Raw genomic sequence first — 25392 nt, forward strand, 5'->3', positions numbered from 1 at the left:
CGTGACGTCGGTCGGCTGCGAGCGAGTGGTCTAGATCCGCCACCGCGACGTGACTGCGAGCGCCACGCGCCCGGTGCGTGCGCTGCGACGTCTCCGGCGTTCACGCCGTACGAGGGGCCTCGCGGCCACCACGGACACGGCGAGGAGCACGACGGCCGTCGCGCCGAGGGCACGTTCCTCGGCCGGCTGGGCCGCGGCGCGCACGATCATGGCCGCCGCGCACTCCTCGCCCCCGTGGGGAGCGTGGGGTCCATGGGGGTCCTGGTCCGCGGCCATCGCCGAGAACGCGGCGGGCACGGACACCGGCTCGTGCGTCTCCTCGGTCACGCCGTGCAGGACGGCGCAGAGCACGAGCGCCATCACGAGGACGCCGCGGATCGCCGCAGCCATGCGGCCGGACGGTGATGAGCCGCATGGCGCCGGTGGGGCGTGCGCGGGTGTACGGGAAGGGGGCGACACGGGTCCTCCGCGCTGCTGCCACGTCTCCGGCAAGCGCGGAGCGAGCGGCAGGCATGGGTGGGGGCAGGACGGATTCGACGAACGGAACCGCGTACCTCTAGACCCGGTGCACCACGGAGGCCGCGCGGAGCGCCACGGGAGGCTCACCGTCCATGGGCCCGCCGGCGGCCGGCCCTCGAACGGTCGAGGCGTCGTAGGGACCGGTCGATTCGCGCACCGACGCGGCACAGCAGGGCGAAGCCAGGGCGGGAGCCTGCTGGGGCTGCCCGGACACGCAGTGCTCGCCGGGATGTGCGGGCCCGTGGCCCTCGTGGTGATCGTCGGTGTCCGCGGCGGACAGCACCGCGGGCTCGACGGCCGCATGACGGAGGCCGCCGTCCGACGGTGCGGTGACGGCCGTCGCGCTCGTGGAGAGGTGTCCCGTCACGCTGTCCACATGCACGCCGTGCGTGACGAGGACGCCGGCCAGGAGCACGGCCAGGGCCAGCACGCGCAGCAGCGGACCCGCAGCCGAGCGGGTCCTGACGATGCGCCAGGGCGACCAAGCCGTAACCATGCCGTGATCCTAGCGGCTCGCCGGAGGTGATCGAGTCCGAGGTCCCTCAGCCGGTGCCCCGCTGCCGGAGCGTCGATCCCGACCTGCCCTTGACGACCTCCAGCTGGGCGTGGATCCGCCGTCGCAGGTCGGGCACGTGGCTGACGATGCCGACGCTGCGGTCCCGTTCGCGCAGGGAGTCGAGGACGTCGAGGACCTCGTCGAGGGTCTGGTCGTCGAGGCTGCCGAAGCCCTCGTCGATGAAGAGGGTGTCCAGCCGCACCCCGCCCGCCTCGTCCGTGACGACGTCCGCGAGACCGAGGGCCAGGGCGAGCGAGGCGAAGAACGTCTCGCCGCCCGACAGCGTCGCCGTGTCGCGTTCGCGACCGGTCCAGGCGTCGACGACGTGCAGTCCGAGCCCGCTGCGGCCGCGTCCGGTGCGGTCGTCGGAGTGGACGAGGGTGTAGCGGCCGGAGGACATGCGCCGCAGCCGGACCGTCGCGGCGGCGGCGACCTGCTCCAGCCGGGCGGCCAGCACGTACGACTCCAGGCGCATCCGGCGTTCGTTGTCCGCCGAGGTGCCGGCGGTGAGGCCGGCCAGGCGGGCGACCCGGTCGTACTCCTCGCGCAGCGGCGCCAGCCGGCGCACGGCGGCGGTCGCCCGGGCGGACAGCCGGTCGAGTTCGGCGCAGCGCCGGACGGCGGCGTCGTGGGCGGAGGCGGCGTCGCGCAGGCGGCGGGCGGCGTCGTCGGCGGCCCGCCGGGCCGAGTCGACGTCCGCGGGCCGTTGCCGGGCGGCGGTCGCGGTGTCGGCCTCGGCGAGGACGGCGCGCACGGCGGCCTCCTCGTTCTGCCAGGCGTCCAGACGCCGTTGCAGCTCCCGGTGGGCGGCGGCGTCGAGGAGGGCGGCGGCCGCGGCCTGCGGGGTGTCGAAGCCGGCGCGGAAGGCGGCGTCGGCGAGCCGGGCGTCGGCGTCCTTGAGCCGCTGTGCCGCGTCCTCGGCGGCACGGGCGGCGTCGGCGGCGTCCGTGAGCAGCGCGGCCTGCCGCTGCAGTTGCGCGGCCCGCGCGGCGACGCTGTCCAGGGCGCCCCGCGCCTGGTCCAGCTCCTCTTCGAGGACGGCCCGTTCACGGTCCAGCCGCTCCCGGAGGCCGACCCGGGAGGCGGTCCGCACGGCGGCCTCCTGCCGGGCGGCGGCACGCCGTTCGTGTTCCTGCCCCGCCTGCCGCAGCCGCTCCTGCGCGGAGTGCAGCTCGGCGGCGGCGCCGCGGGCGTGCGCGTACCGCTCCTGAAGCTCCTCGACCTCGGCGGCGAGCCGGTCGGTGGGGGTGTCACCGGCCTCGGCGGTGGCTGCGGCCAGCGCCTCCCGTACGACGCCGAGGCGCCGCTCGGCCTCGGCGCGCTGTTCTTCGGCCCGCTGGTGGGCGGCGAGGGCCTGTTCCTCCGCCTCGCGGTCGACGTGCCCGGCGACCTTGCGGGCGGGTGCCGGATGCTCGGTGGCGCCGCAGACGGCGCAGGGCTCGCCGTCGGTGAGGTGCGCGGCCAGCTCGGCGGCGATGCCGGTCAGGCGCTGCTCCTTGAGGTCGAGCCAGTGCTGCTTGGCGCTCAGCGCCTGTTCCCGCGCGGTGCGGACCTGCTCGACGGCTTCGTCCGTGTCGCGGGCGAGCTGGTCGCGCAGCCGGGCCGCCTTGAGCCGTTGCTGCGCGGGCTCGCGCTGCACGGCGAGCTGCTCGGCCAGGGAGGCGGCCTGCTGCGCGGTGTCGACACGGGCCTGGAGGGCGGTGCGCGTCTCCTCCCAGCCGTCGAGCCAGGCCTCGGCCTCGTGCAGGAGGTCGGCGTCGGCGCGCTCCTGCCGGTCCAGTCCTGCGCGCTCGTCGAGGAGTTCGGCCAGGCGCCGTTCGGCGCGGCGGGCCGAGTCCAGTCCGCCCAGTTCCTCCGCGGCGCGGCGGGCGGCCGTGGCGAGTCCGGCCGCGCCCGCGTCGGCGAGGCTCTCGGGCAGCCGGGCACGCGCGCGTGCCTCGGCGGCGGCCGTCCGCCGGTGTTCGGCGTCGGCGGACTCGCGCAGCTCCAGGGCGGGTGCGACCGCCTCGGCCTTGCGGGCCCGCTCCATGAGGGCCTGCGCCTCCCGGTACGCGGCGGCGCCCTCCTCCAGCCGGGCGGCCCGTTCCCGGGCCTCGGTGAAGCGCCGCTGGAGCCGGGCGAGTTCGCGTGCGTCGTCCAGGGCGCGGGCGGCCGCGGCGTGCGCGGACTCGGCGGCGGCGAGCCCGCACCCGGCGACGGTGAGCTGTTCCCGGGCGGTGCCGCGGGCGACGGCGGCCGCGCTCAGCACGGCCTCGGCGAGCCCTGGTTCGCCCGGGGCGAGGTCCGGCAGCTCCATGGCGTCGCCGGCGGCCTGCTGCATGCGGTGGGCGTCGGCCAGCAGCTCGGCGTCGCCGTCCCGCACCTGGGCCTCGGTGGCGCGGCGGCGCTCGGCGAGGCGCTTCTCGACGTCGGCGAAGCGGCGGGTGTCGAACAGGCGGCCGAGCAGCTTGCCGCGGGCTTCGGCGTCGGCGCGCAGGAACCGGGCGAAGTCGCCCTGCGGCAGCAGCACGACCTGGCAGAACTGCTCGCGGCTCATGCCGAGCAGCTGGGTGATCTCCTCGCCGATCTCCTGATGGGAGCGGCTGAGGTCCTTCCAGGTGCCGGCCGTCGCGTCGTACGCGCGGAGCCAGGTCTGCGCCTTGTCCAGCGTCGTGCCGGTCCCGCGTTTCTTGGGGCGCTCCCAGGGCGGCTGCCGGGTGATCTCCAGCCGGCGCCCGGCGACGGTGAGATCGAGGGTGACCTCGGTGCGGACCGCGGGGGCGGCGTGGTCGCTGCGCAGTGTCGCGCCCTGTCCGCCGCTCTGCCGGGCGCCCGGCACCGAGCCGTACAGCGCGTAGCACACGGCGTCGAGGACGGACGTCTTGCCCGCGCCGGTCGGGCCGTGCAGCAGGAACAGCCCGGCCGCCGACAGCTCGTCGAAGTCGACGCTCTGGGTGCCTCCGAAGGGCCCGAAGGCGGTGAGCGTGAGCCGGTGGAGCCTCACCGGGCCACCTCCCGCACCGTCTCGTCGGCCCGCACGGCGTCGAACGCGTCCCGCAGCACGCCCTGTTCGCGGGCGTCGGGTCCGGCGCCGCGCACATGGGTGACGAAGTCCTCCGCGATCTGCTGGTCGCTGCGCCCGGCGAGACGGCGGGCGTACGACACCTCGGTCTCCTCCCGGTCCCGGTCGGGGTCGAAGAGGAGGCTGAGCGTGTGCGGGAAGCGCTCGGTGAGCCGGGCCATCGGGTCGGCCGGGCGGACGGGGTCGGTGAGCGTGGCCTCGACCCACGCCTCCTCGTGGCGGGCCAGCTCCGGGTCGGCGAGCAGGTCCTCCAGCGTGCCGCGGATCCGGGCCAGGGGGCGCGGCACCGGGCAGTCGACGCGCTCGGCGTCGATGGAGCCGTCGGCGGCCAGGTCGACGAGCCACATGCTCTTGCGGTGGGCGGCCTCGGAGAAGGAGTACGGCAGCGGGGAGCCGGAGTAGCGGACCCGGTCGGTGAGAGTCTGGCAGCCGTGCAGGTGCCCGAGCGCCACGTAGTCGACGCCGTCGAACACGCCGGCGGGCACCGCGGCGACGCCGCCGACGGTGATGTCCCGCTCGCTGTCGCTGGGTTCGCCGCCGGTGACGAAGGCGTGCGCGAGGACGACGGAGCGCGTGCCGGGCGCGCGGGCGGCGAGGTCGGCGCGGACCCGGTCCATGGCGGCCGCGAGCACGGCCTCGTGCCCGGGCTTCTCGACGCCGAACTCGTCCTTCACCAGGGCCGGTTCGAGGTACGGCAGTCCGTAGAAGGCGACGTCCCCGTGGGCGTCGGGCAGCACCACCGGGATCCCGGCCGCCGCCGGCTCGGTCCGCAGATGGATGCCGGCCCGCCCGATCAGGCCCGCTCCGACGCCGAGACGGCGGGCCGAGTCGTGGTTCCCGGAGATCATGACGGTCGGCACGCCGATGTCGGCGAGGCGGTGCAGGGCGTCGTCGAACAGCTCGACCGCGGCGAGCGGCGGCACCGCCCGGTCGTACACGTCCCCCGACACCACCACCGCGTCCACGGCCCGCTCCCGCACGGTGGCGACGAGGTGGGCGATGAACTCGGCCTGGGCCCCGAGCATGTTCACCCGGTGAAACGCCCGGCCGAGGTGCCAGTCGGACGTGTGCAGCAGTCTCACGACGCCGCTCCGACCTGCATGTCTCCCCCTGTTGCCGTTCCATGATCCGCACGAGCCGGCACGGCTCGCTGTCAGCACCCACCACGCTAACCCGTGCCGGCACCTGGTCCCTCACGAACCTCGGGATACCCCACCCGTCGTCCACCGATTCACCACAATTGTCCCCACCTGTGCCATGGAACGCCGAGTTCAGCCCTGCCCCGTGTGGTCGAAGCCTTCGTGCCCGACATGGGAAACCCCGCGCACGTTCAATTGGTCCTGCACGTCGTCCAGCAGTTCGCGCAGCAACTCGGCGAGCGTTTCGCGTCGTTCCGGGCCCAGGCGTTCCAGCAGCCGTGCCTCGCGGGTGAGCACGCGGTCCACCGTGCGCTCCACCAACTCGTGCCCCGACGGGGTCAGTTCCACGAGGACCGCACGGCGGCGGCCGGGGGCGGGGCGGCGCGTGACCAGGTTGTCGCGCTCGGCGCGCGCGACCCGCTGAGAGATGGCCCCCGCGGTGACCAGCGAGTGCGCGGCGAGGTCCCGGGTGCTCAGGGTGTAGGGCGGCCCGCTGCGACGCAGCACGCTGAGCAGGTCGAGCGTGGCCGGGTCCACTCCCGCCTCGGCGAGGACCCGCCGGCGGTCGTCGCCGAAGTGCTTGGCGAGCTGCCAGATTCTCGTCACCACGCCGATGGAGGCCACCGGGGTCCGGGGCCGCTCCCGGCTCCAGGCGGCCGCGATGGCGTCCGCCGCGTCCCCTCCCGTCGGCCAGTGATCGCTTTCGTCCGCCGCCATGGGCTCCCCTTCTCGCACGCCTGCTACATTTAGGTCTGAATTTAGCACTAAACGAGCGCCGGGGGTGCTCGGCGCACGTCGGAACCGAGTGGTGATATGGGCACAGAGACACGGAAGGCGAGCAAGAAGACAGGAGCCGAAGCGGGTGCCGTCACCGCCACGGGCCCTCCCCGAGCCACCGGGCGGGACTGGGCGGGGCTCACCGTGGTCCTGCTCGCGATGTTCATGAGCCAGATCGACATGTTCATCGTGAACGTCGCGGCTCCGGCCATCCAGGCGGATCTGAACGCCGGGTTCGGCCAACTCCAGTTCGTGATCGACGGATACGTCATCGCCTACGCGGCGGGCATGGTGACCGGCGGCCGCCTCGGCGACCGGTTCGGCCGCAAGCGCACCTTCCTGTACGGCGTGGCCGCCTTCACCCTGACGTCCCTGCTGTGCGCGCTCGCGCCCAGCCCGGCCACGCTGATCGCGGCCCGGGTGCTCCAGGGGTTGTCGGCCGCGGTGATGACCCCGCAGGTGCTCTCGCTGATCCGGGCCGTCTTCGTGCACGAACGCGACCGCGCCCGTGCCGTCGGCGCCTACGGTGCCGCCATCGGCGCGGGCGTCATCGCCGGACTCGTCGGCGGCGGCCTGCTGCTGGACCTGGATGTGGCCGGTCTCGGCTGGCGCATGATCTTCCTGATCAACCTGCCGATCGGTGCCGCGATCCTGGGTGCGGCCGTGCTCGCCGTCGCCGAGAGCCGCAGCGACGATCTGCCGCGGCTCGACATCGCCGGCGCCGTGTTCACCGCCGTGCTGCTGCCCCTGGTGCTCGTCCCGCTGATCCTCGGCGGTGAGCACGGCTGGCCCTGGTGGACGTACGTCTGCTTCGCCCTCAGCGGGATCGGCGCCATGGTCTTCCTGCGGTGGGAGCGCCGTACGGAATCGCGCGGCAACGACCCGCTGCTGCCGAGCCGGCTGCTGCGGGCCAAGGGCTTCCCGCTCAGCATGGGCACGGTGCTGCTGTTCTTCTCCGGCAACGCCGGGCTCTTCCTGGTGCTCACCTACCACCTCCAGTCGGGCCTGCGGCTGACGCCGCTGGCCGCGAGCATGGTCTTCGTGCCGCTCGGCCTCGGCTTCATCGCCGCCTCCGCGGGCTGCCGCAGGCTCGCCGCCCGGTTCGGCATCGGAGTGTCGGTGGCGGGCGGCCTGGTCATGGCGGCCGGTCTCGCCGCCGTGCCCGCCGTCACCGGCCTGGAGAGCACGAGCCAGGCGATCGGGCTCGCGGCGGTGATGGGAGTCTCCGGATTCGGGCAGGGCCTGGTCGTCGCGCCCCTGGTGGACACCGTCCTCTCCCGGGTCCACCCGGACGACGCGGGCGCCGGATCGGGTGTGCTGAACACCGTCACGCAGGCGGGCATGGCCTTCGGGGTGGCCGTCATCGGGGCCCTGTACCGCGGCTTCCTGGGCACCAACCCCCAGGCGCCGGGTCCGGACACCGGCATCGGCGACTTCGCCGACGCCTTCGACCTCACCGCCTGCGTCCTCGCGGCGGTCGCCGTCGGCACGGCACTGCTCGCCGTCCGGCTGGGCCGCGTCCCCGTGAGCGGGGAAGCCGCGGGGAGTGCGCGTGTCGAGGGCGACCGGCCACCGCAGGGGCGTGCCGACGCCCAGCGCTCCGCCGTACAGACGGAGGAGCCCGCCGCCGACACCGACCGATAGCCACCGTCCCCGGCGGACGGTCCGGCGCCCGCCGGGGACGCCCCCTCGCCGGTCCGGCCGAGGGGGCGCAGCGGGTTCGGGTCGGCGACGGCCGCCGTGCTGCGCCGCGGGCCACCGTCCCGCTCCACCGGCGTTGGGGCCCGCCGGGCCGCCTCCCGGCCGCGGTGTCTGTGCTGACCGCGTGTCAGGCGTCGCCGTAGGCCTCCCCGCCCGGTTCGAAGCGGGCCGTGCCGGAGGTCACGTCCGCGAGCCAGGCGCGAACGGCGTCCACGTCGGCGTCCGGCAGCGCGATCTCGATCGTGACCGCCTCCCCGTAGCGCACGTCCCGTACCTCGCGTCCGGTGGTGCGCAGGTCGTTCTCCAGCTTGCCGGCCCGCTGGTGGTCGACGGTGATCGTGGCGAGGCGGTACCTGCGGCGGGTTCGCGTGCCCAGGGTGTCCAAGGCTTCGCCCACGGCCCCGCCGTACGCGCGGATGAGCCCGCCCGCGCCGAGCTTGACCCCGCCGTAGTAGCGGGTGACGACGGCGACGACGTACCGCATGTCGCGGCGCAGCAGCATCTGGAGCATGGGGACGCCCGCGGTGCCGCCGGGTTCGCCGTCGTCGCTCGCCTTCTGCACGGAGGCGTCGGCGCCGATGACGTAGGCCCAGCAGTTGTGGGTGGCGTCGGCGTGCTCCTTGCGGACCGTGGCGATGAACGCCTGGGCCTCCTGCTCGGTGGCCGCCGGTGCGAGGGCGCACAGGAAGCGTGAGCGGTTGACCTCGGTCTCGTGCACGCCCGCGTGGGCGACCGTGCGGTATTCGTCCTGCATCCGGCCAGCCTATGCGCGGGCCCCGGGGCTACTTCCTCGCACCCCGGGGCACGGTCACGGACGTGAGCAGCGCCGCGCCGGGGGCGAGGGCCCGCCAGGTGGTGCCGCGCCAGGACAGGACGGCGATCGCCGAAGTGGGGAACTTGGTGCGGACCTGCTCCACGGTGTCGTCGAGGCCGTCGCCTGCGAGCGCCAGGACCAGTTCCTCCAGGCCCGGGTTGTGCCCGATGAGCAGCAGCGTCTCCACTTCGGCGGGCACCTCGTGCACGACGGTCAGGAGGCCGGGGGCAGCGGCGGCGTACAGGCGCCGGTCGAACCGGACCCGCGGGGGCGTGCCCCACTCGGCGGCGGCCAGGTCCCAGGTCCGGCGGGCGCGTACGGCGGTGGAGCACAGGGCGAGGTCCGGCAGGCAGTCGGCCTCGGCCAGGGCCCGGCCCGCGGCGGGGGCGTCCCGGCGTCCGCGCGGGGCGAGGGGGCGTTCGTGGTCGGCGACGTCCACGGGCCAGGCGGACTTGGCGTGCCGCAGCACGACCAGTCGGCGCAGGGGGCCGGCTCCGGCACGCTCGATCATGACGGGGCTCCCAGGTCGCGGGTGAGTTCGAGGCCGAGGAGCCGGTCGGCGTAGGCGTACGTCTCGAAGCGGGCGCCGTCCGGCAGGTCCGGGGCGGTCTCGACGTGGCGCAGGACGTCCAGCACCCCGGGCACGTCCAGGTCGTCCTCCCAGGCCGCGCGCAGCCGCCCGCGCACGTCGTCGGGCACCGGCCGCGAGGGCCGCCGGGCCCAGCGGGCGACAGCGCCCCGCCAGCGGGCGAGGGTGACACCGGCGTCGTCGAGACCGGCCGGCTCCAGTCGGACGGGAGCGCTGTGGTGCCGGGCGAGCAGGGCGAGACGCAGGACCGCGGGGTCGGCGACCGTCTGCAGCGGGGCGGTCGATGTCGCCGACCGGCCGCCGTACGGGGTTCGTTCCGCCGACCGGCCGCCGTACGGGGTTCGTTCCGCCGGCCGGGCGTGCGACGGCTCTCCGCTCCTCGCGCCCGGTTCCCCGGGTTCCGGTGAGCCCCCGGCCCGGCCGCCCGTGTCCGGCCGTTCACCGGCCGGGCCGCCCCCGCTCGGCCGCTCACCGGCCGACGCCCCGGGGGCTCCCGGCCCACCGGCGCCCGCGCCGGGTCCCCTCGACCCGGTGACCGGCGCACGCGATTCCCCCGGCCCGGTCACCGGAGCACCCGATTCCCCCGACCCGGTGACCGGCGCGCCCGATCCCCCCGGCCCACCGACCCGCGCGCCCGATCCCCCCGGCCCACCGACCCGCGCGCCCAGGTTCCCCCGTCGCACGGGCGCGACGGCGATCCGTACCCCGTCCGGTGGTGCACCGGCCTCCGCCGCGACATGGATGACCTGGGACTCGCCCAGGCCCGCGCCGACGTCGGGGCTGTCCTCGAGGGGGCGGATGCCGAGCGTCGCGGCGGTCGCCCGCAGCTCCGCCTGCCGGCGTCCGCCGGTCAGCATCGCCCACACGGGGGTGCCGCCGAGCTCCAGTGCCCGGACGAGCAGGTCCGCGACGAGCAGCACTCGCAGGTCCGTCGTGTCGGAGTCGGACGCGTGGACTTCGACACGGGTCAGTCCCCGGCGGGCGGGGGCGGCGTCGACCGGCTCGCCGGTACGGGCGTCGATGATGCGCAGCACGATGCGAGCCTAGGCGGGCGGACGGATACGCGCAGGCCCGCTCGGCTTTTTTCGGTCACCGTGGCGAAATCGCCGCACCAAGGGCGTGCGGGACGGCGCTGTCGCGGTGGCGTCCGCCCCTCACCCCAGCGTCCCCAGGAACCGCACGTGGGGCCGCCCCTCGTGCCCGTCGCGGCTGACGGCCGCCCGCACCCCGTACACCTCCGCGATGAGCCCCTCGGTGAGGACGTCACCCGGAGCACCGCTCGCCACGACCCGCCCCGCGCTCAGGACGACGACCCGGTCGCAGTACATCGCCGCGAGGTTGAGGTCGTGCAGGGCGACGACGGTGGTGACGGGCAGGCTCCTGACCAGGGCGAGCAGGTCGAGCTGGTGGTGGATGTCGAGGTGGTTGGTCGGCTCGTCCAGGAGGAGTTCGCGGGGTTCCTGCGCGAGCGCGCGGGCGATCTGCGCCCGCTGGCGCTCGCCGCCCGAGAGGGTGTGCCAGAGCCGGCCGGCCCGGTCGGCGAGGCCGGTGCGCTCCAGCGCGGCCCGCACGGCCCGCTCGTCGTCGGCCGAGGCGGGGGTCCAGGCACGGCGGTGCGGCACCCGGCCGAGCCGTACGACGTCCTCGACGGTCAACTCGACCTGCGGGTCCGACTGCTGCTCGACGACGGCGAGGCGGCGGGCGACCGTACGGCGGGGCAGGCCGCCCAGCGGCGTGCCGTCGAGGGTGACGACCCCGGCCGTCGGGGTGAGCAGCCCGGCCAGCAGCCGCAGCAGCGTCGACTTGCCGGAGCCGTTGGGTCCGAGGACGCCGACGGTGGAGCCTGGCTCAGGCGCGAGGACGACGCCGTCGAGGATGAGGCGCCCGTCGGCCCGGCGGCACACCCGGTCGGCGCGCAGCCCGGGTTCCGGCGCGATCCCTCGGGTCGCTTCGCTCATCGCGCCCTCCGCGTCCGGTACAGCACCGCCACGAACGCCGGCACCCCGATCAGCGACGTCACGACTCCCACCGGCACCTCCTGGGGATCGAGGACGGTCCGGGCGAGGGTGTCGACCCACACCAGGAAGACCGCGCCGGCGAGGGCCGTGACCGGCAGCAGCCGGGCGTGGCCGGGGCCGGCCAGGGCCCGGGCGGCGTGCGGCAGGACCAGCCCGACGAAGCCGATCGCCCCGGCCGAGCTGACGAGCGCGGCCGTGAGCAGGGCCGTGACGCACAGCAGCACCAGGCGGGTGCGGGCCACGGACACCCCGAGGGCGGCCGCCGCGTCCTGCCCGAAGGCGAAGGCGTCGAGCGTACGGGCGTGGGACAGGCACACCACGAGTGCCACCGCCAGGACGGCCAGGCAGAGCCGGACGTCGGTCCAGCCCGCGCCGCCGAGCGAGCCGAGCAGCCAGAACAGCACGCCCTTGGTGGTCTCGGCGTCGGCGGCGGTCAGCACGATGAAGGAGGTGAGCGCGGAGAAGAGCTGCATGGCGGCGACGCCCGCCAGGACGACCCGGTCGGTGGTGCCGCCGAGGGTGTGGCTGAGCAGCAGCACGAGCGCGAAGGAGAGCAGGGCACCGGCGAACGCCCCGGCGGACACCGGGACGACCCCGCCGCCCACGCCCAGCACGACGACCAGGACCGCGCCGGTGGAGGCGCCCGAGGACACCCCGAGCACGAACGGGTCGGCGAGCGGGTTGCGCAGCAGCGACTGCATGACGGCCCCGCAGACGGCGAGTCCGGCCCCGCACACGGCCGCGAGGAGGGTGCGCGGCAGCCGCAGCTGCCAGACGATCCCGTCCCGGATCGGCGTCAGGTCCGAGGTGCCGAGCCCCAGGTGGGCCGCTACGACGGACCAGACGTCCGCGACCCGGATGTCGGCCGGGCCGATGGTGATCGCCAGCGCCAGGGAGACGACCAGCAGCAGGGTCCCCGCGGCGCCGAGTCCCAGGGCGCGCGCGGTCACTTCGCGAGCCCGAACGCGCGCAGCGCGGCGGCGACCTGCTCCACGCCCTCGACGGTGCGGATGGTCGGGTTCATGGCCTGCCCGCTGAGCAGCACGTACCGCTTGTGCCGGACCGCGTCCATGTTCCTCGTGGCCGGGTCGGACTCCAGGAAGGCGATCTTCTTCGCGGCGGACTCGGCGGTCTGCGACCTGCGGGTCAGGTCGCCGATGACGAGGACGTCCGGGTCGCGGTCGGCGACCGTCTCCCAGTTGACCTGCGGCCACTCCTGGTGCGTGTCGTCGAAGACGTTGTTCGCGCCGAGGGCCCGGGTGATGATGCCGGGCGCTCCGCAACAGCCCGCCACGTAGGGGGACTCGGAGTTGGCGAACCAGTACAGGAGGGTGACGTCGGAGGCGTCGATGCCCGAGGTGGCCTTCTTCATGCGTCGCTGGAGGGAGGCCACGAGCTCGTCGCCGCGTTGCTTCGCCCCGAACACGGCGGCGAGGTCGCGCACCTCGCCGTAGACGGTGTCGATGCCGAGCGCCTTGTCGCGCGCGCCGTCGCCGCCCCCCGAGTTGTCCTTGCCGGCGCAGTCGGACGGGGAGACGTACGTGGGCACGCCGAGCTTCTCGAACTGCTCGCGGGTGGCGACGCCGCCCTTGCCGAGGGTGGAGACGAAGGACGCGGCGACGAAGTCGGGGTCCTCGTCCAGGACCCGTTCGAAGGAGGGGTTGTTGTCGGCGATGCGCGGCACCCGGGCGTTGGCCTTCTCCAGCCCCTTCATCACGGGGTCGGTCCAGGTGGCCGTGCCCGCGAGGCGGTCGGCGAGGCCGAGGGAGAGCAGGATCTCGGTGGTGCCCTGGTTGAGGGAGACGGCGCGCCGGGGCGGGGCCGCGACGCGTACCTCGTGGCCGCAGTTGTCGAGGGTGACGGCGGCGGCCTTCGCGGGGGCGGGGCGTGCGTCGCCGCAGCCGGTCAGGAGCAGGGAGCCGGCCGCGAGCAGCACGGCGGCACGGGCGGGTCGGGCGAGGGGCACGGAAAACCAGTCCTCAGGCGTCGAGGGCCCGATCGCGGGGCCCGGTCGTACGGTGCTCCCCCGCCGCGCGCGGCCGCGGGGGCCGCCAGCAGGTCTTCGGACTCGGGTTCACCCGGATCGGGGCGCCTTCCCGGACGTCCGCACGACAGTCCAGTGGCCGAGGCCCCGCCCGTCCCCCTCACCGCTGCGCGTCAGTTCCGGATTCGCACCGGATTCCCTGACCCACGTACATGGGTTCGACTGGCCTCGGCAAGCTATCACGGGGTGCCGGGGAATCACCGCGCACCCTGCTTCGTTGTGCGGGCAGCAGTTCTTCCGCGACGTTCGAGGAGGCCGCCGGTGTACGGCGACGAGGCAACGGTCCGCAGGATCCTCACCGAGCTCGGCGACACCTGGGCCGTGGTGGGCCTGTCGTCGAACCGGCAGCGCGCGGCGTACGGCGTCGCCGAGGTGCTCCAGCGCTTCGGCAAGCGCGTCGTGCCCGTGCACCCGAAGGCGGAGTCGGTGCACGGCGAGCAGGGGTACGCGAGCCTGGCGGACATCCCCTTCGACGTGGACGTCGTGGACGTCTTCGTGAACAGCGACCTCGCCGGGGCCGTCGCGGACGAGGCGGTCGCGAAGGGCGCGCAGGCCGTGTGGTTCCAGCTCGGCGTCGTCGACGAGGCGGCGTACGACCGGACTCGCGCGGCGGGCCTGGAGATGGTGATGGACCGCTGCCCGGCCATCGAGATCCCACGACTTCCCCATCGCCGCGTAGCGGATTCCTGAAGCGATTGCCAGGAAACGCCCCTGCCCGGTCAAGGGCGTACAACTCGTCTTTCTGCCGCCGGTGACCGGTTCCTAGCCTGAGGCCTCTTGCTCGCTGAACTCTCCGAGTTCGTTGATGAGAGGCCCCTTGAATGGCAAGCGTCGACCAGGTGGCAGTGGGGGTGGACAGAAGCCCGGGCGGACTGCGCAGGGACGTCGGACTGATCGGGCTCATGTGGGCGTCGGTCGGGTCCATCATCGGATCCGGTTGGCTGTACGGCGCCGAGAAGGCGGTCGTGGCGGCCGGTCCCGCGGCGATCCTGTCCTGGCTCATCGGCGCGGTGGCGATCGTGCTGCTGGCGCTGGTGCACGCGGAACTGGGCGGCATGTTCCCGGTCGCGGGCGGCACGGCCCGCTATCCGCACTACGCGTTCGGCGGACTGGCGGGCATGTCCTTCGGCTGGTTCTCCTGGCTCCAGGCCGCGACGGTGGCACCGATCGAGGTCGAGGCCATGATCGGGTACGCGGGGCACTGGCACTGGGCGCAGGGCTTCCAGCACGCCGCGGACGGGACGCTGACGGCCGCCGGGTTCGTCGTCGCCGTGGTCCTCATGGCCGTGTTCGTCGTGATCAACTTCCTCGGTGTGCGGCTCCTGGCGCACACCAACAGCGCCGCCACGTGGTGGAAGGTGGCCGTCCCGCTGGCAGCGATCTTCATCATCGCGGCCGGCAACTTCCACCCGGGCAACTTCACCGAGCACGGCTTCGCCCCGTTCGGCGCCCACGGCGTGCTGAGCGCCGTCAGTTCCAGCGGCATCATCTTCGCCCTGCTCGGCTTCGAGCAGGCGATCCAGCTCGCGGGCGAGAGCCGCGACCCGGCGCGGGACCTGCCGCGCGCGACGATCGGCTCGGTCGCCATCGGCGCGGTCGTCTACCTCCTGCTCCAGGTCGTCTTCATCGCCGCCCTGCCCCTGGCGTCGTTCGCACACGGCTGGACCAAGCTCGACTACCCCGGCATCAGCGGCCCCTGGGCGGGTCTGGCCACCCTGCTGGGGCTCGGCTGGCTGAGCGTGGTGCTGTACCTGGACGCGGTGGTCTCCCCCGGCGGCACCGGCCTGATCTACACGACGGCCACCTCCCGCATCTCCTACGGCCTGGCCCGCAACGGCTACGCGCCGAAGATCTTCACGCGCACCGACGCGCGCGGTGTGCCGTGGTTCGGGCTGGTCGTCTCCTTCGTGACCGGCGTGGTCTGCTTCCTGCCGTTCCCGAGCTGGCAGCAGCTGGTCAGCTTCATCACCTCGGCGAGCGTGCTGATGTACGCGGGCGCCCCGCTGGCCTACGGGGTCTTCGCCGACCGGCTGCCGGACCGCGGGCGCCCCTACCGGCTGCCCGGCGGGAAGGTCCTGTCCCCGCTGTCGTTCGTGGTGGCCAACCTCATCATCTACTGGTCCACCTGGGACACGCTGTGGCGGCTCGGGGTGGCCATCGTCCTCGGTTACGTCCTGCTCGGCGGTTACGCCTGGTACGCCACGCGCAGGGGCCTGCCGGACGCGCCCCGGCTCGACTGGAAGGCCGCACAGTGGCTGCCCGTCTACCTGCTGGGCATGGGTGTCATCTCCTGGCAGGGCGGATTCGGGGGCCAGGGGCACATCGGGCTGTGGTGGGACATGGTGGTCATCGCCGTGTTCTCGCTGGCGATCTACTACTGGGCACGGGCCTCGGCGTCCCGGCCCGAGGAGATCGAGCGGAGCATCGAGGAACTGGCCGTCACGGAGGTGCCCGCCCACTGACGCCCCCGCCTCCATAATGACCGCATGACCCACGCCTCCCCACCCGCGAACTCCGGCGCCCCGCAACGCTTCCCAGTCGTTGTCGTGGGCGCCGGTCCCGCGGGGCTGACCACCGGCAACATCCTGCGGGCCGCCTCGGTGGACTGCCTGGTGCTGGAGACGGAGACGCGGGAGTTCATCGAACAGCGGCCCCGGGCCGGCGTCATCGAGGAATGGGCCGTGCGGGGCCTGGAGAAGCGGGGCCTCGCCCGGAACCTGCTGGACCGCGCCGAGCTGCACACGGCGTGCGAGTTCCGCTTCGACGGGGAGCGGTACCGGTTCCCCTACGGCGAGCTGACGGGCAGCCACCACTTCGTCTACCCGCAGCCGCTGCTGGTGACGGACCTGGTGCGCGAGTACGCCGACGTGCGCGGCGGCCACATCCGCTTCGGCGTCCGGGACGTACGGCTGCACGATCTGGGCACCGACCGGCCCTCGGTGTCGTACCTCTGCCCGGACACGGGTGAACGGCAGGTCGTGCACTGCGACTTCGTCGCCGGCTGCGACGGGGCGCGCGGGGTGACCCGGGCCTCGCTGCCGCCGGAGCGGGTCCGGATCGCGCGGCACGACTACGGCATCGGCTGGCTGGCGCTGCTCGCCGAGGCGCCGCCGTCCGCGGACTGCGTGCTGTTCGGCTGCCATGCGCGCGGGTTCGCCGGTCAGATGCCCCGCAGCCCGGAGGTGACCCGCTACTACCTCCAGTGCCCGCCGGGCGACGACCCGGAGAACTGGCCGCACGAGCGCGTCTGGGCGGAGCTGCAGGAGCGCCTCGGGGCGGCCGGTGTGCCGCCGCTGACGGAGGGGCGGCTGATCGAGAAGCGCGTGCTGGACATGCACGACTACGTGGTCGAGCCCATGGTGCACGGCCGGCTCTTCCTCGCGGGCGACGCCGCCCATCTGGTCGCGCCCATCGCCGCCAAGGGCATGAACCTCGCCCTGCACGACGCCTTCCTGCTCGGCGACGCCCTGGTGGCCCGCCTGACCACGGGTGACGAAGGCGGCCTGGCCGGCTACGCGCAGGCGTGTCTGCGGCGCGTGTGGGACTACCAGGAGTTCTCGCAGTGGCTGTCGGAGGTGTACCACGGCACGGCGTCGGGCGACCCGTTCCGCGCGGGCACCACGCTGGCCCGGCTGCGCCGGCTGTTCACCTCGCGCGCGGCGGCGGCCGCCTTCGCCGAGCAGTACCTCGGGACGGCCGCGCGCTACTGACCCAGTCGTGCCTGGGGGCTGTCGCCCGGCCTCAGTCGTGCCGGGTGCTGTCGCTCGGCCTCAGTCGTGCGGAGGCCGGTCGCTCAGCCGGTGGTCGGCCACGTTCAGTGCCTCGTCGACGAGCCGGCGCAGATGGCCGTCGCGGAGTGAGTAGATCACCCGGCGGCCCTCCTTGCGCGTGTTCACCAGACCGGCGAGGCGCAGGCGCGCGAGGTGCTGGCTGACGGCCGGCCGTGCGGCGCCGCACGCCTCCGTGAGGGTCGTGACGTCGGCCTCTCCCCCCGCCAGGGCGTGCAGCAGGGCGAGCCGGGTGCGGTCGCCGAGCAGGGCGAGGAGTTCCGCGGCGAGCGCGAACTGCTCCTCGCCGGGGTTGCGCGGGTGCGCATCGTGCGCAGATGACAGGTGCATGCGTGCGCTCATACGCACATAATGGCGCCGTGGGCGTGCGCGCGTCCACTCCGCGCACCGGAAGGGGATCCACGTGAGCGACCACCGGCACGAGCACTCCCGGCACGAGCACCCCCGGCACGAGCACCCCCGGCACGAGCACTCCCACGGCCGTCGGCACGGCCTGCGCCATCGGCTGGCCCACCTCCTCACCCCGCACTCGCACGAGACGGCCGACAAGGTCGACTCCGCGCTGGAGTCCTCGGCCCGCGGGATGCGGGCGCTCTGGGTCTCGCTCGCCGTGCTCGGCGTGACGGCGCTGGCGCAGGCGGTCGTGGTGGCCGTCTCCGGCTCGGTGGCGCTGCTCGGGGACACGGTGCACAACGCGGCGGACGCGCTGACCGCCGTGCCGCTGGGGATCGCCTTCGTGCTGGGCCGGCGCGCGGCGACCCGTCGCTTCACGTACGGCTACGGGCGGGCCGAGGATCTCGCGGGTCTGGTGATCGTGCTGACCATCGCCGCGTCGGCGGCCTTCGCGGGGTGGGCGGCGATCGACCGCCTCCTCGACCCGCGGCCGGTCGCGCACGTCCCGGCGGTCGCCGTGGCCGCGCTCGTGGGGTTCGCGGGCAACGAGTGGGTGGCCCGCTACCGCATCCGGGTCGGCCGTGCGATCGGCTCGGCGGCGCTGGTCGCCGACGGGCTGCACGCGCGCACCGACGGTTTCACCTCACTGGCCGTGCTGCTGGGCGCGGGCGGGTCCGCGCTGGGGTGGCAACTGGCGGACCCGATCGTCGGCCTGGCGATCACCGCGGCGATCGCCCTGGTACTGCGGGACGCGGCCCGGGAGGTGTTCCGGCGGGTGCTGGACGCGGTCGACCCGGCCCTGGTGGACCGGGCCGAGCGGGCCCTGTCCGAGGTCCCGGGAGTGCGCGGGGTGGGTGAGCTGCGACTGCGCTGGATCGGGCACCGGCTGCGCGCCGAGGTGGCCGTCGTGGTGGACGGGGAGGCGACGGTGCGCGAGGCCCACCGCATCGCCGTCGACGCCGAGCACGCGTTGCTGCACGCCGTACCGCGGCTGACCGCGGCCCTGGTCCACGCCGATCCGGAACCGTCCCCCGGCGAGGCCGACCCGCATCTGCCGCTGGCCCACCACGCGGCGGCGTAGCTCAGGCGACTCCGAGCCCCTCCAGCACCACCGCGCCCGGCAGTTCCGCGAAGGCCTTGCCCGGGACCAGGAGCTTGCCGCGCCGCCGGCCGCTGCCGACGAGGACGTAGGGCAGGTCGGTGACGGCCGCGTCCACCAGGACGGGCCAGTCGCCGGGCAGTCCGAGCGGGGTGATCCCGCCGTACTCCATGCCGGTCTCGCCGGTCGCCGTGTCCATCGAGGCGAACGAGGCCTTGCGGACGCCGAGGTGACGGCGGACGACGCCGTTCACGTCGACCCGGGTGGCGGACAGCACGACGCACGCGGCGAGCGTGGTCTCACCGGCGCGCTTGCCCGCGACCACCACGCAGTTCGCCGACTGCTCCAGCAGTTCCGGGCCGTAGTGCTCCAGGAACGTCGCGGTGTCGGCCCACTCCGGCTCGGTGTCGACGTAGACGATCTGGTCGGCGGGGACGCTGCCCGCCCAGTGGCGTACGGCGTCGGCGACCGGGCCGGTGAGTTCGCCGAGGCAGTCGGGGGCGGGACGGGCGTCGCCGAAGTGTCCGATGGGTGCGCGCATGACCGCACGCTAACAACTCGGGGCCGCCCCCGGGCCGGGCGTCTCAGGGCACGGGCGGCACCGAGACGGCCATGACCATCTCCATCGGCACCTCGCCCGTGTTGCCGTACGTGTGCGGGACGTTGGCCTCGAAGTGGACGCTCGCGCCCGCCGGGACGCGGTGCTCCACCCCGTCGACGGTGAGGGTCAGTTCCCCCGCCGTGACGTGCAGCAGCTCGGTCGTGCCGGCGGGGTGCGGGTCGGACGCGCTGGACTCGCCGGGCATGAGCCGCCAGTCCCACATCTCCAGCGGGCCGGGCGCCTCCGTGCCCGCGAGGAGCCGGTTGTAGCTGCCGGCGTCGGTGTGCCACAGCCGTACGGCCTGGTCGGCGGGGACGATGTGGACGTTCGGGCCCTGTTCGTAGTCGAGCAGGGTGGTGATGCTGACGCCGAGGGCGTCGCCGATCTTGACGACGGTGCCGAGGCTGGGGTTGGTGCGGGCCTGCTCGATCTGGATGAGCATGCCGCGGCTGACGCCCGCCCGGGCGGCGAGCACGTCCAGGGTGAAGCCGCGCACCGCGCGCCAGTGCTTGACGCTGCGCGCCAGGGACTGGGTCAGCAGGTCGAGGTCCGACACATTCCGTCCAATATTCTGTATGACATAGTGCAACAGAACGCACTATGGTGTGGTTGACCCGATCGTTCACTGAACTGTACTGCGAGGCATCCACCCCATGACAGCGCTCTTCGCCCTGGCCACCAGCCTGTTGTGGGGGCTGGCCGACTTCGGCGGCGGACTGCTGACCCGGCGCACGCCCGCGCTGACGGTGGTCGTGGTCTCGCAGTCGATCGCGGTGGTCGTGCTCGGCGCGGTCGTGGTGGCGACCGGCGGCTGGAGCGAGGCCGGACCGCAGCTGTGGTTCGCGGTGGCCGCGGGCCTCGTCGGGCCGGTGGCGATGCTGGCGTTCTACAAGGCGCTCGCGCTGGGGCCGATGGGCGTGGTCTCGCCGCTGGGCTCGATCGGCGTGGCCGTGCCCGTCGGGGTGGGCCTGGTGCTGGGCGAGCGCCCCGGGCTGCTGCAGTTCGTCGGCATCCTGGTCGCCGTGGCCGGTGTCTGCCTCGCCGGCGGCCCGCAGTTCCGCGGCGCGCCCGTCCAGCGCCAGGCCGTCGTCCTGACGCTCCTCGCGGCGTTCGGCTTCGGCGCGGTGATGGCGCTGATCGCCGAGGCGTCGACGACGCTGACGGGACTCTTCCTCGCGCTGTTCGTGCAGCGGGTGACGAACGTGGCGGCCGGCGGACTCGCTCTGTACGTGTCGGTGCGGCGCGGGGCCCCCGCACTGCCCGCGGACGGCTTCCCGTGGCGCTCCCTGCCCGCACTCGCCTTCGTCGGCCTGGCGGACGTCGCCGCGAACGGCACGTACTCGATCGCCGCGCAGCACGGCCCGGTCACCGTCGCCGCCGTGCTCGCCTCCCTCTACCCGGTGGTGACGGCCGTGGCCGCGCGCGGCGTCCTGCGCGAACGGCTCCGCGCGGTGCAGGCGGCGGGGGCGGGACTGGCCCTGGTCGGGACGGTGCTGCTGGCGTCGGGCTGAACCCGGGGGCTGTCGGGCTGAACCCGGGGGTTGTCGGGCTGAACCCGGGGGCCGTTGGGCTGAACCCGGGGGTTCAGGACCCGGGTTCCAGCTCCGCGAGCCGGGCCGCCGCCTCCCCGTCCAGCTCGGCGAGCCGCGCCGCCGTCTCCTCGTCCAGCTCGGACAGCGCGCGCAGCTGCTCCGGGGTGACGCCCTCCGGGATCGGGACCGGCGGCGGGGTGCGCAGCGGCGGCTGCCAGCCGTCGGCCGGGGTCCAGCGGCGGACGACGCGCGCCGGCGCGCCCGCCACCACGGCGTGGTCGGGCACCGCGCCCCGGACGACCGCGCCCGCGGCCACCACCACGTTCCGCCCGATCCGGGCACCCGGCAGGATCACCGCGCCGGTGCCGATCCAGCAGCCGGGCCCGATCTCGACCGGCTCCATCCGCGGCCACTGCTTGCCGATCGGCTCGTGGGGATCGTCGTAGGAGTGGTTCGTCGACGTGACGTAGACGTACGGGCCGAAGTAGCAGTCGCTGCCGATGGTGACCGTGGTGTCGGCGATGACGTGGCTGCCGCGGCCGAGGACGACGCCGTCGCCGAGGCGCAGGATCGGGTCCGGGCCGAGGTCGAGGTCGGGCATCAGGCCCGCGGTGAGCGTGACCTGCTCGCCGATGATGCAGTGGGAGCCGAGGTGGATCCAGGGTTCGCCGAAGACCGTGCCGAGCGGGAAGGCGAGCCTGGTACCTGTTCCCATCGCGCCGAACCGGTAGCGCCCGGGGTGCTCGGCCGTGACGGACCCCGTCCGCTGCAGCCAAGCCCAGCCGGCGTGGACGGCACGCTGCGCGAGGCCCCGTCGCCAGGATGAGAACGTGTTCTTGCGCTTCGGCACCCGCTCACCGTACTCAGCGGTAGCTCACCCCGCGGCGTCGGAGGCCTGTGATCTTCGCCCCATCGAGTGGCGTACGGTGTGCGCGTTGTCGACGACGTTTCTGGAGGCGGACATGGGTCAGCGGGCGATGATCACGGGGATCGGCGGCCGTGAGCCGGAGATCGACGAGACGGCGTTCGTGGCGCCCACGGCGTCGGTGATCGGGAGCGTGACACTGGGCGCCGGCGCGAGCGTCTGGTACGGGGCGGTGCTGCGCGGCGACGTCGAGTCGATCTCCGTCGGGGCGAGCAGCAACGTGCAGGACAACTGCACGCTCCATGCCGACCCGGGTTTCCCCGTGGCGGTGGGCGAGCGGGTGTCCATCGGGCACAACGCGGTGGTGCACGGGGCGACGGTCGAGGACGACTGCCTCATCGGCATGGGGGCGACCGTCCTGAACGGGGCCGTGATCGGAGCCGGGTCGCTGGTCGCCGCGCAGGCGCTGGTGCCGCAGGGGATGGTCGTACCGCCCGGGTCACTGGTGGCGGGCGTGCCGGCGAAGGTCCGGCGGGAGCTGTCGGAGGAGGAGCGGCAGGGGGTCACCCTCAACGGCACGATGTACGCCGAACTGGCGAAGGCGCATCGGGAGGTGCATGCGTAGGTTGTTCGGCGGGTGCGGGTTGTGTGTGGCTGGTCGCGCCCACGCGGCGGAGCCGCATATGGATACAGCCCCGCGCCCCTGGGGACTTAGGCCTCCGTCGCTTCCAACGTCTGGCCCGCCCTCTTCGCCCTGCGCTTGATCACCAGCATGGACGTGACGCCGACGAGGACCGCCGCCACCAGGCCGAGCCACGAGAAGCGCTTCAGCCAGGACTCGGCGACGATGCCGACGTAGTAGATGACCGCTGTCGTGCCGCCGGCCCAGAGGATGCCGCCGAGGACGTTGGCGATGAGGAACTTCCAGTACGGCATGCGCAGCACACCGGCGAGGGGGCCGGCGAAGATGCGGAGCAGGGCGACGAAGCGGCCGAAGAAGACGGCCCACATGCCCCACTTCTCGAAGGAGCGCTCGGCGGTGGCGATGTGGCCCTCGCTGAAGTGCTTGGGGAACTTCCCGCCCAGCCAGGCCAGCAGGGGCCGCCCGCCCTTGCGGCCGATGGCGTAGCCGATGGAGTCGCCGATGATCGCGCCGGCCGTGGCGCTGGCGCCCAGGACGACCGGGTCGATGTCGCCGTGCTGGGAGGCGAGCAGCGCGGAGGAGACGAGGATGATCTCGCCCGGCAGTGGGATGCCCAGACTCTCCAGGCCGATGACCACTCCCACCAGTGCGTAGACGGCGACGGCGGGTACGGTTTCGAGCCACTCCTGGACGTGCAACGCCGGATCCTTTCGCTGTGCTTCCCTGCGTGCCCCGGGAAGCCTACCGGCTCATAGGACGTCCCTCGTGGCTCAGGCGTTCCAGCTCCATTCGGCGACCTCGGGCAGGTCGGTGCCGTGTTCCCGGATCCAGGCGTGGTGGCGGGTGCGGGCGTCGGCCATGCGCTGGCGTACGGCCGTGGCCCGCACCGCCAGGCCCGGGACGCGGTCGATGACGTCCATGACCAGGCGGTAGCGGTCCAGGTCGTTGCGGACGACCATGTCGAAGGGCGTGGTGGTGGTGCCGGCCTCCTTGTAGCCGCGCACGTGCAGGTGCTGGTGGCCTGCGCGGCGGTAGGCGAGGCGGTGGATCAGCCAGGGGTAGCCGTGGTAGGCGAAGATCACCGGCTTGTCGGTGGTGAACAGGCCGTCGTACTCGAAGTCGTTCATGCCGTGCGGGTGCTCCTCGCGGGGCAGCAGCCGGGCCAGGTCGACGACGTTCACCACGCGCACCGCCAGCTCGGGCAGGTGGCGGCGGAGCAGATGGGCGGCGGCCAGGGTCTCCTGGGTGGGCACGTCGCCGGCGCAGGCCAGGACGACGTCGGGCTCGCCGCCGTCCTCGGTGCCGGCCCATTCCCAGATGCCGGCGCCGCGGGCGCAGTGCACCCGGGCCTCGTCCATGGACAGCCAGTCGAAGCAGGGCTGCTTGCCGGCCACGATCACGTTGACGTAGTCGCGGCTGCGCAGGGCGTGGTCCGCCACCGACAGCAGCGTGTTGGCGTCCGGCGGCAGGTAGACGCGGACGACCTCGGGGCTCTTGTTGAGGACGTGGTCGACGAAGCCGGGGTCCTGGTGGGAGAAGCCGTTGTGGTCCTGCCGCCACACGTGGGAGGTCAGCAGGTAGTTCAGGGAGGCGATGGGGGCGCGCCAGGGCAGCCTGCGGGAGGTGCGCAGCCACTTGATGTGCTGGTTGACCATGGAGTCGACGATGTGCACGAACGCCTCGTAGCAGGAGAACAGCCCGTGCCGGCCCGTCAGGAGGTAGCCCTCCAGCCAGCCCTGGCAGAGGTGTTCGGACAGGACCTCCATCACACGGCCGTGCCGGTCCAGGTGCTCGTCCACCGGCAGGGTCCCGGCCTGCCAGGTCTTGCCGCTGGCGTCGAAGACGGCCTGGAGCCGGTTGGAGGCGGTCTCGTCGGGGCCGACCAGGCGGAAGTCGCGGCGGTCGGCGGTGTCCCGCATGACCCGGGCCAGCAGGTCGCCCAGGACGCGGGTGGGTTCGTGCAGGGTCGTGCCCGGCTTGTCGACGGGGACGGCGAAGTCGTCCAGGGACGGCACCGGCAGGTCGCGCACGAGCAGTCCGCCGTTGGCGTGCGGCGTGGCGCCGAGCCTGCGCGTGCCCTCGGGGATCGTCGCCAGGACGTCGGCGACCGGGCGGCCCCGGGCGTCGAACAGCTCCTCGGGCCGGTACGAGCGCAGCCAGGCCTCCAGCTGCCGCAGATGGTCCGGGTTGTCGCGTACTCCGGCGAGCGGCACCTGGTGGGAGCGCCAGGTGTTCTCCACCGGCTGCCCGTCCACCTCGACGGGGCCGGTCCAGCCCTTCGGGGTGCGCAGCACGATCACCGGCCAGCGCGGGCGCTCGGCCACGCCCTCCTCGCGGGCCGCGCGCTGCGTCTCGGCGATGTGGTCGAGCGCGGTGTCCATCGCCCGGGCCATGGCGCGGTGCACCTGCGCGGGGTCGTCGCCGGTGACGTGGACCGGCTCGTGGCCGTAGCCGCGCAGCAGCGCGTCGAGTTCCTCCTCGGGCAAGCGGGACAGCACGGTCGGGTTGGCGATCTTGTAGCCGTTCAGGTGCAGGATGGGCAGGACGGCGCCGTCGTGGACGGGGTCGAGGAACTTGTTGGCGTGCCAGGACCCGGCGAGCGGGCCGGTCTCCGCCTCGCCGTCGCCGATCACGCAGGCCACCAGCAGGCCGGGGTTGTCCAGGGCGGCGCCGTAGGCGTGGGCGAGGGAGTAGCCGAGTTCGCCGCCCTCGTGGATCGAGCCCGGGACCTCGGGCGCGACGTGGCTCGGCACCCCGCCGGGGAACGAGAACTGGCGGAACAGCAGTTCCATGCCCTGGGCGTCCCGCGACACGTCGGGGTACCTCTCGCTGTAGCTGCCCTCCAGCCAGGAGTTGGCCAGCACCGACGGCCCGCCGTGCCCCGGGCCCCAGATGCACAGGGCGTCCAGCCCCCGGTTCCTGATCACCCGGTTGAGGTGCGTGTACACGAGGTTGAGCCCGGGCGAGGTGCCCCAGTGCCCGAGCAGCCGCGGCTTGATGTGCTCGGGCCGCAGCGACTCGGTGAGCAGGGGGTTCGCCAGCAGGTAGATCTGACCGGCCGCCAGGAAGTTGGCGGCCCGCCAGTGCGCGTCCAGCGTGCGCAGTTCCTCGTCGGTCGGTGCGGTCGGGCTGTGCTGGCGCGGGGCCTCGGGCATGGCTGACTCCCTGGGTTCTGCGACGGCCTCAGGAGGAGTACCAGTCTGTTCCGGTTCGATGCCAGGCGCCTCTCGGCCATGCGCCGTGCGGCTGTTCG

General features: G+C 74.0%; 23 protein-coding genes, 2 pseudogenes and 1 riboswitch. Of the genes and pseudogenes, 7 read left to right on the forward strand and 18 right to left on the reverse strand.

Features of this window, described 5'->3' with window-relative positions; translation table 11 throughout:
* Positions 1 to 30: 30 nt before the first annotated feature.
* The 5 genes from ABZ948_RS15340 to ABZ948_RS15360 form a co-directional block, all read right to left on the reverse strand.
* Positions 31 to 390 carry a hypothetical protein gene (locus tag ABZ948_RS15340; protein WP_359759695.1) on the reverse strand — a complete coding sequence of 120 codons (360 nt, stop codon included), beginning with the start codon at positions 388 to 390 and terminating at the stop codon, positions 31 to 33.
* 166 nt (positions 391 to 556) lie between these two features.
* Positions 557 to 1015 carry a hypothetical protein gene (locus tag ABZ948_RS15345; RefSeq protein ID WP_359759697.1) on the reverse strand — a complete coding sequence of 153 codons (459 nt, stop codon included), beginning with the start codon at positions 1013 to 1015 and terminating at the stop codon, positions 557 to 559.
* Positions 1016 to 1061: 46 nt separating this feature from the next.
* Positions 1062 to 4058, reverse strand: a complete 2997-nt coding sequence (locus ABZ948_RS15350; protein ID WP_359759699.1) for an AAA family ATPase — start codon at positions 4056 to 4058, stop codon at positions 1062 to 1064.
* Positions 4055 to 5218, reverse strand: a complete 1164-nt coding sequence (locus tag ABZ948_RS15355; RefSeq protein ID WP_359759700.1) for an exonuclease SbcCD subunit D — start codon at positions 5216 to 5218, stop codon at positions 4055 to 4057. Before ABZ948_RS15355 ends, ABZ948_RS15350 begins: the two co-directional genes overlap by 4 nt.
* A 189-nt stretch (positions 5219 to 5407) precedes the next feature.
* The gene (locus tag ABZ948_RS15360; RefSeq protein ID WP_359759702.1) at positions 5408 to 5992 is read right to left on the reverse strand and encodes a MarR family winged helix-turn-helix transcriptional regulator; all 585 of its coding nucleotides are present in this window, start codon (positions 5990 to 5992) and stop codon (positions 5408 to 5410) included.
* Positions 5993 to 6088: 96 nt separating this feature from the next.
* On the opposite strand from ABZ948_RS15360, the gene ABZ948_RS15365 reads away from it, so the two are divergent.
* Positions 6089 to 7696, forward strand: a complete 1608-nt coding sequence (locus ABZ948_RS15365) for an MFS transporter (protein ID WP_359759704.1) — start codon at positions 6089 to 6091, stop codon at positions 7694 to 7696.
* 184 nt (positions 7697 to 7880) lie between these two features.
* On the opposite strand, the gene ABZ948_RS15370 is transcribed toward ABZ948_RS15365, so the two are convergent.
* From ABZ948_RS15370 to ABZ948_RS15400, 7 genes and pseudogenes are all read right to left on the reverse strand, one after another.
* On the reverse strand, positions 7881 to 8507 hold the full coding sequence (locus ABZ948_RS15370) for a YigZ family protein (RefSeq protein WP_359759706.1): 627 nt from the start codon (positions 8505 to 8507) through the stop codon (positions 7881 to 7883).
* A 28-nt stretch (positions 8508 to 8535) separates the two neighbouring features.
* Positions 8536 to 9078, reverse strand: a complete 543-nt coding sequence (locus tag ABZ948_RS15375) for a SixA phosphatase family protein (RefSeq protein WP_359759708.1) — start codon at positions 9076 to 9078, stop codon at positions 8536 to 8538.
* Positions 9075 to 9413: pseudogene (locus ABZ948_RS15380) on the reverse strand (hypothetical protein); the annotation flags it as partial. The pseudogene ABZ948_RS15380 and the gene ABZ948_RS15375, both read right to left, overlap by 4 nt.
* A gap of 423 nt (positions 9414 to 9836) precedes the next feature.
* A pseudogene (locus tag ABZ948_RS15385) lies at positions 9837 to 10190 on the reverse strand (hypothetical protein); the annotation flags it as partial.
* 120 nt (positions 10191 to 10310) lie between these two features.
* Positions 10311 to 11114 carry an ABC transporter ATP-binding protein gene (locus tag ABZ948_RS15390; protein WP_359759710.1) on the reverse strand — a complete coding sequence of 268 codons (804 nt, stop codon included), beginning with the start codon at positions 11112 to 11114 and terminating at the stop codon, positions 10311 to 10313.
* On the reverse strand, positions 11111 to 12124 hold the full coding sequence (locus ABZ948_RS15395; RefSeq protein WP_359759712.1) for a FecCD family ABC transporter permease: 1014 nt from the start codon (positions 12122 to 12124) through the stop codon (positions 11111 to 11113). Before ABZ948_RS15395 ends, ABZ948_RS15390 begins: the two co-directional genes overlap by 4 nt.
* A complete protein-coding gene (locus ABZ948_RS15400) occupies positions 12121 to 13140 on the reverse strand; it encodes an ABC transporter substrate-binding protein (RefSeq protein WP_359759714.1) in 1020 nt (339 codons plus the stop codon). Before ABZ948_RS15400 ends, ABZ948_RS15395 begins: the two co-directional genes overlap by 4 nt.
* 84 nt (positions 13141 to 13224) lie before the next feature.
* A riboswitch (cobalamin riboswitch) is annotated at positions 13225 to 13385 on the reverse strand.
* A gap of 94 nt (positions 13386 to 13479) precedes the next feature.
* Here ABZ948_RS15400 and ABZ948_RS15405 point away from each other — a divergent pair.
* From ABZ948_RS15405 to ABZ948_RS15415, 3 genes are all read left to right on the forward strand, one after another.
* Positions 13480 to 13908 carry a CoA-binding protein gene (locus tag ABZ948_RS15405; RefSeq protein WP_359759716.1) on the forward strand — a complete coding sequence of 143 codons (429 nt, stop codon included), beginning with the start codon at positions 13480 to 13482 and terminating at the stop codon, positions 13906 to 13908.
* A gap of 131 nt (positions 13909 to 14039) precedes the next feature.
* The gene (locus ABZ948_RS15410) at positions 14040 to 15680 is read left to right on the forward strand and encodes an APC family permease (RefSeq protein ID WP_359759718.1); all 1641 of its coding nucleotides are present in this window, start codon (positions 14040 to 14042) and stop codon (positions 15678 to 15680) included.
* Between the two features lie 24 nt (positions 15681 to 15704).
* Positions 15705 to 16928, forward strand: a complete 1224-nt coding sequence (locus ABZ948_RS15415; protein ID WP_359759720.1) for a 4-hydroxybenzoate 3-monooxygenase — start codon at positions 15705 to 15707, stop codon at positions 16926 to 16928.
* 60 nt (positions 16929 to 16988) lie between these two features.
* On the opposite strand, the gene ABZ948_RS15420 is transcribed toward ABZ948_RS15415, so the two are convergent.
* Positions 16989 to 17348, reverse strand: a complete 360-nt coding sequence (locus ABZ948_RS15420) for an ArsR/SmtB family transcription factor (RefSeq protein ID WP_359759722.1) — start codon at positions 17346 to 17348, stop codon at positions 16989 to 16991.
* A 61-nt stretch (positions 17349 to 17409) separates the two neighbouring features.
* Here ABZ948_RS15420 and ABZ948_RS15425 point away from each other — a divergent pair, with 61 nt between their 5' ends.
* The gene (locus ABZ948_RS15425; protein ID WP_359759724.1) at positions 17410 to 18480 is read left to right on the forward strand and encodes a cation diffusion facilitator family transporter; all 1071 of its coding nucleotides are present in this window, start codon (positions 17410 to 17412) and stop codon (positions 18478 to 18480) included.
* Between the two features lies 1 nt (position 18481).
* Here the strand turns inward: ABZ948_RS15425 and ABZ948_RS15430 are convergent, their stop codons facing one another.
* Together ABZ948_RS15430 and ABZ948_RS15435 are read right to left on the reverse strand one after the other, a co-directional pair.
* Positions 18482 to 19039 (reverse strand): YbaK/EbsC family protein, encoded by a 558-nt coding sequence (locus tag ABZ948_RS15430; RefSeq protein ID WP_359759726.1) that lies wholly within the window; start codon positions 19037 to 19039, stop codon positions 18482 to 18484.
* A 43-nt stretch (positions 19040 to 19082) separates the two neighbouring features.
* Positions 19083 to 19655 carry a helix-turn-helix domain-containing protein gene (locus ABZ948_RS15435; RefSeq protein WP_359759728.1) on the reverse strand — a complete coding sequence of 191 codons (573 nt, stop codon included), beginning with the start codon at positions 19653 to 19655 and terminating at the stop codon, positions 19083 to 19085.
* A 97-nt stretch (positions 19656 to 19752) separates the two neighbouring features.
* Here ABZ948_RS15435 and ABZ948_RS15440 point away from each other — a divergent pair, with 97 nt between their 5' ends.
* A complete protein-coding gene (locus ABZ948_RS15440; RefSeq protein ID WP_359759730.1) occupies positions 19753 to 20610 on the forward strand; it encodes an EamA family transporter in 858 nt (285 codons plus the stop codon).
* 73 nt (positions 20611 to 20683) lie between these two features.
* Here ABZ948_RS15440 and ABZ948_RS15445 read toward each other — a convergent pair whose 3' ends face one another.
* On the reverse strand, positions 20684 to 21481 hold the full coding sequence (locus ABZ948_RS15445; protein WP_359759732.1) for an acyltransferase: 798 nt from the start codon (positions 21479 to 21481) through the stop codon (positions 20684 to 20686).
* A gap of 112 nt (positions 21482 to 21593) precedes the next feature.
* Between ABZ948_RS15445 and ABZ948_RS15450 the strand changes: the two genes are divergently transcribed.
* Positions 21594 to 22121, forward strand: a complete 528-nt coding sequence (locus ABZ948_RS15450) for a gamma carbonic anhydrase family protein (protein ID WP_359759849.1) — start codon at positions 21594 to 21596, stop codon at positions 22119 to 22121.
* A gap of 86 nt (positions 22122 to 22207) precedes the next feature.
* On the opposite strand, the gene ABZ948_RS15455 is transcribed toward ABZ948_RS15450, so the two are convergent.
* Together ABZ948_RS15455 and ABZ948_RS15460 are read right to left on the reverse strand one after the other, a co-directional pair.
* Positions 22208 to 22837, reverse strand: coding sequence for a DedA family protein (locus ABZ948_RS15455; protein WP_359759734.1), 630 nt, complete (start codon positions 22835 to 22837; stop codon positions 22208 to 22210).
* Between the two features lie 72 nt (positions 22838 to 22909).
* Positions 22910 to 25294: a phosphoketolase family protein gene (locus ABZ948_RS15460; RefSeq protein ID WP_359759736.1), complete on the reverse strand. Its 2385-nt coding sequence runs from the start codon at positions 25292 to 25294 to the stop codon at positions 22910 to 22912.
* Positions 25295 to 25392 lie beyond the last annotated feature (98 nt).

It is taken from the genome of Streptomyces olindensis (assembly GCF_040645895.1).
GTDB lineage: Bacteria > Actinomycetota > Actinomycetes > Streptomycetales > Streptomycetaceae > Streptomyces > Streptomyces olindensis.

Bases quoted from the DNA above. Each gene is read 5' to 3' on its own strand.
- ABZ948_RS15340 (WP_359759695.1), bottom strand. From the start codon at position 390: ATGGCTGCGGCGATCCGCGGCGTCCTCGTGATGGCGCTCGTGCTCTGC.
- ABZ948_RS15345 (WP_359759697.1), bottom strand. From the start codon at position 1,015: ATGGTTACGGCTTGGTCGCCCTGGCGCATCGTCAGGACCCGCTCGGCT.
- ABZ948_RS15360 (WP_359759702.1), bottom strand. From the start codon at position 5,992: ATGGCGGCGGACGAAAGCGATCACTGGCCGACGGGAGGGGACGCGGCG.
- ABZ948_RS15365 (WP_359759704.1), top strand. From the start codon at position 6,089: ATGGGCACAGAGACACGGAAGGCGAGCAAGAAGACAGGAGCCGAAGCG.
- ABZ948_RS15370 (WP_359759706.1), bottom strand. From the start codon at position 8,507: ATGCAGGACGAATACCGCACGGTCGCCCACGCGGGCGTGCACGAGACC.
- ABZ948_RS15375 (WP_359759708.1), bottom strand. From the start codon at position 9,078: ATGATCGAGCGTGCCGGAGCCGGCCCCCTGCGCCGACTGGTCGTGCTG.
- ABZ948_RS15390 (WP_359759710.1), bottom strand. From the start codon at position 11,114: ATGAGCGAAGCGACCCGAGGGATCGCGCCGGAACCCGGGCTGCGCGCC.
- ABZ948_RS15410 (WP_359759718.1), top strand. From the start codon at position 14,040: ATGGCAAGCGTCGACCAGGTGGCAGTGGGGGTGGACAGAAGCCCGGGC.
- ABZ948_RS15415 (WP_359759720.1), top strand. From the start codon at position 15,705: ATGACCCACGCCTCCCCACCCGCGAACTCCGGCGCCCCGCAACGCTTC.
- ABZ948_RS15420 (WP_359759722.1), bottom strand. From the start codon at position 17,348: ATGAGCGCACGCATGCACCTGTCATCTGCGCACGATGCGCACCCGCGC.
- ABZ948_RS15430 (WP_359759726.1), bottom strand. From the start codon at position 19,039: ATGCGCGCACCCATCGGACACTTCGGCGACGCCCGTCCCGCCCCCGAC.
- ABZ948_RS15440 (WP_359759730.1), top strand. From the start codon at position 19,753: ATGACAGCGCTCTTCGCCCTGGCCACCAGCCTGTTGTGGGGGCTGGCC.
- ABZ948_RS15450 (WP_359759849.1), top strand. From the start codon at position 21,594: ATGGGTCAGCGGGCGATGATCACGGGGATCGGCGGCCGTGAGCCGGAG.
- ABZ948_RS15460 (WP_359759736.1), bottom strand. From the start codon at position 25,294: ATGCCCGAGGCCCCGCGCCAGCACAGCCCGACCGCACCGACCGACGAG.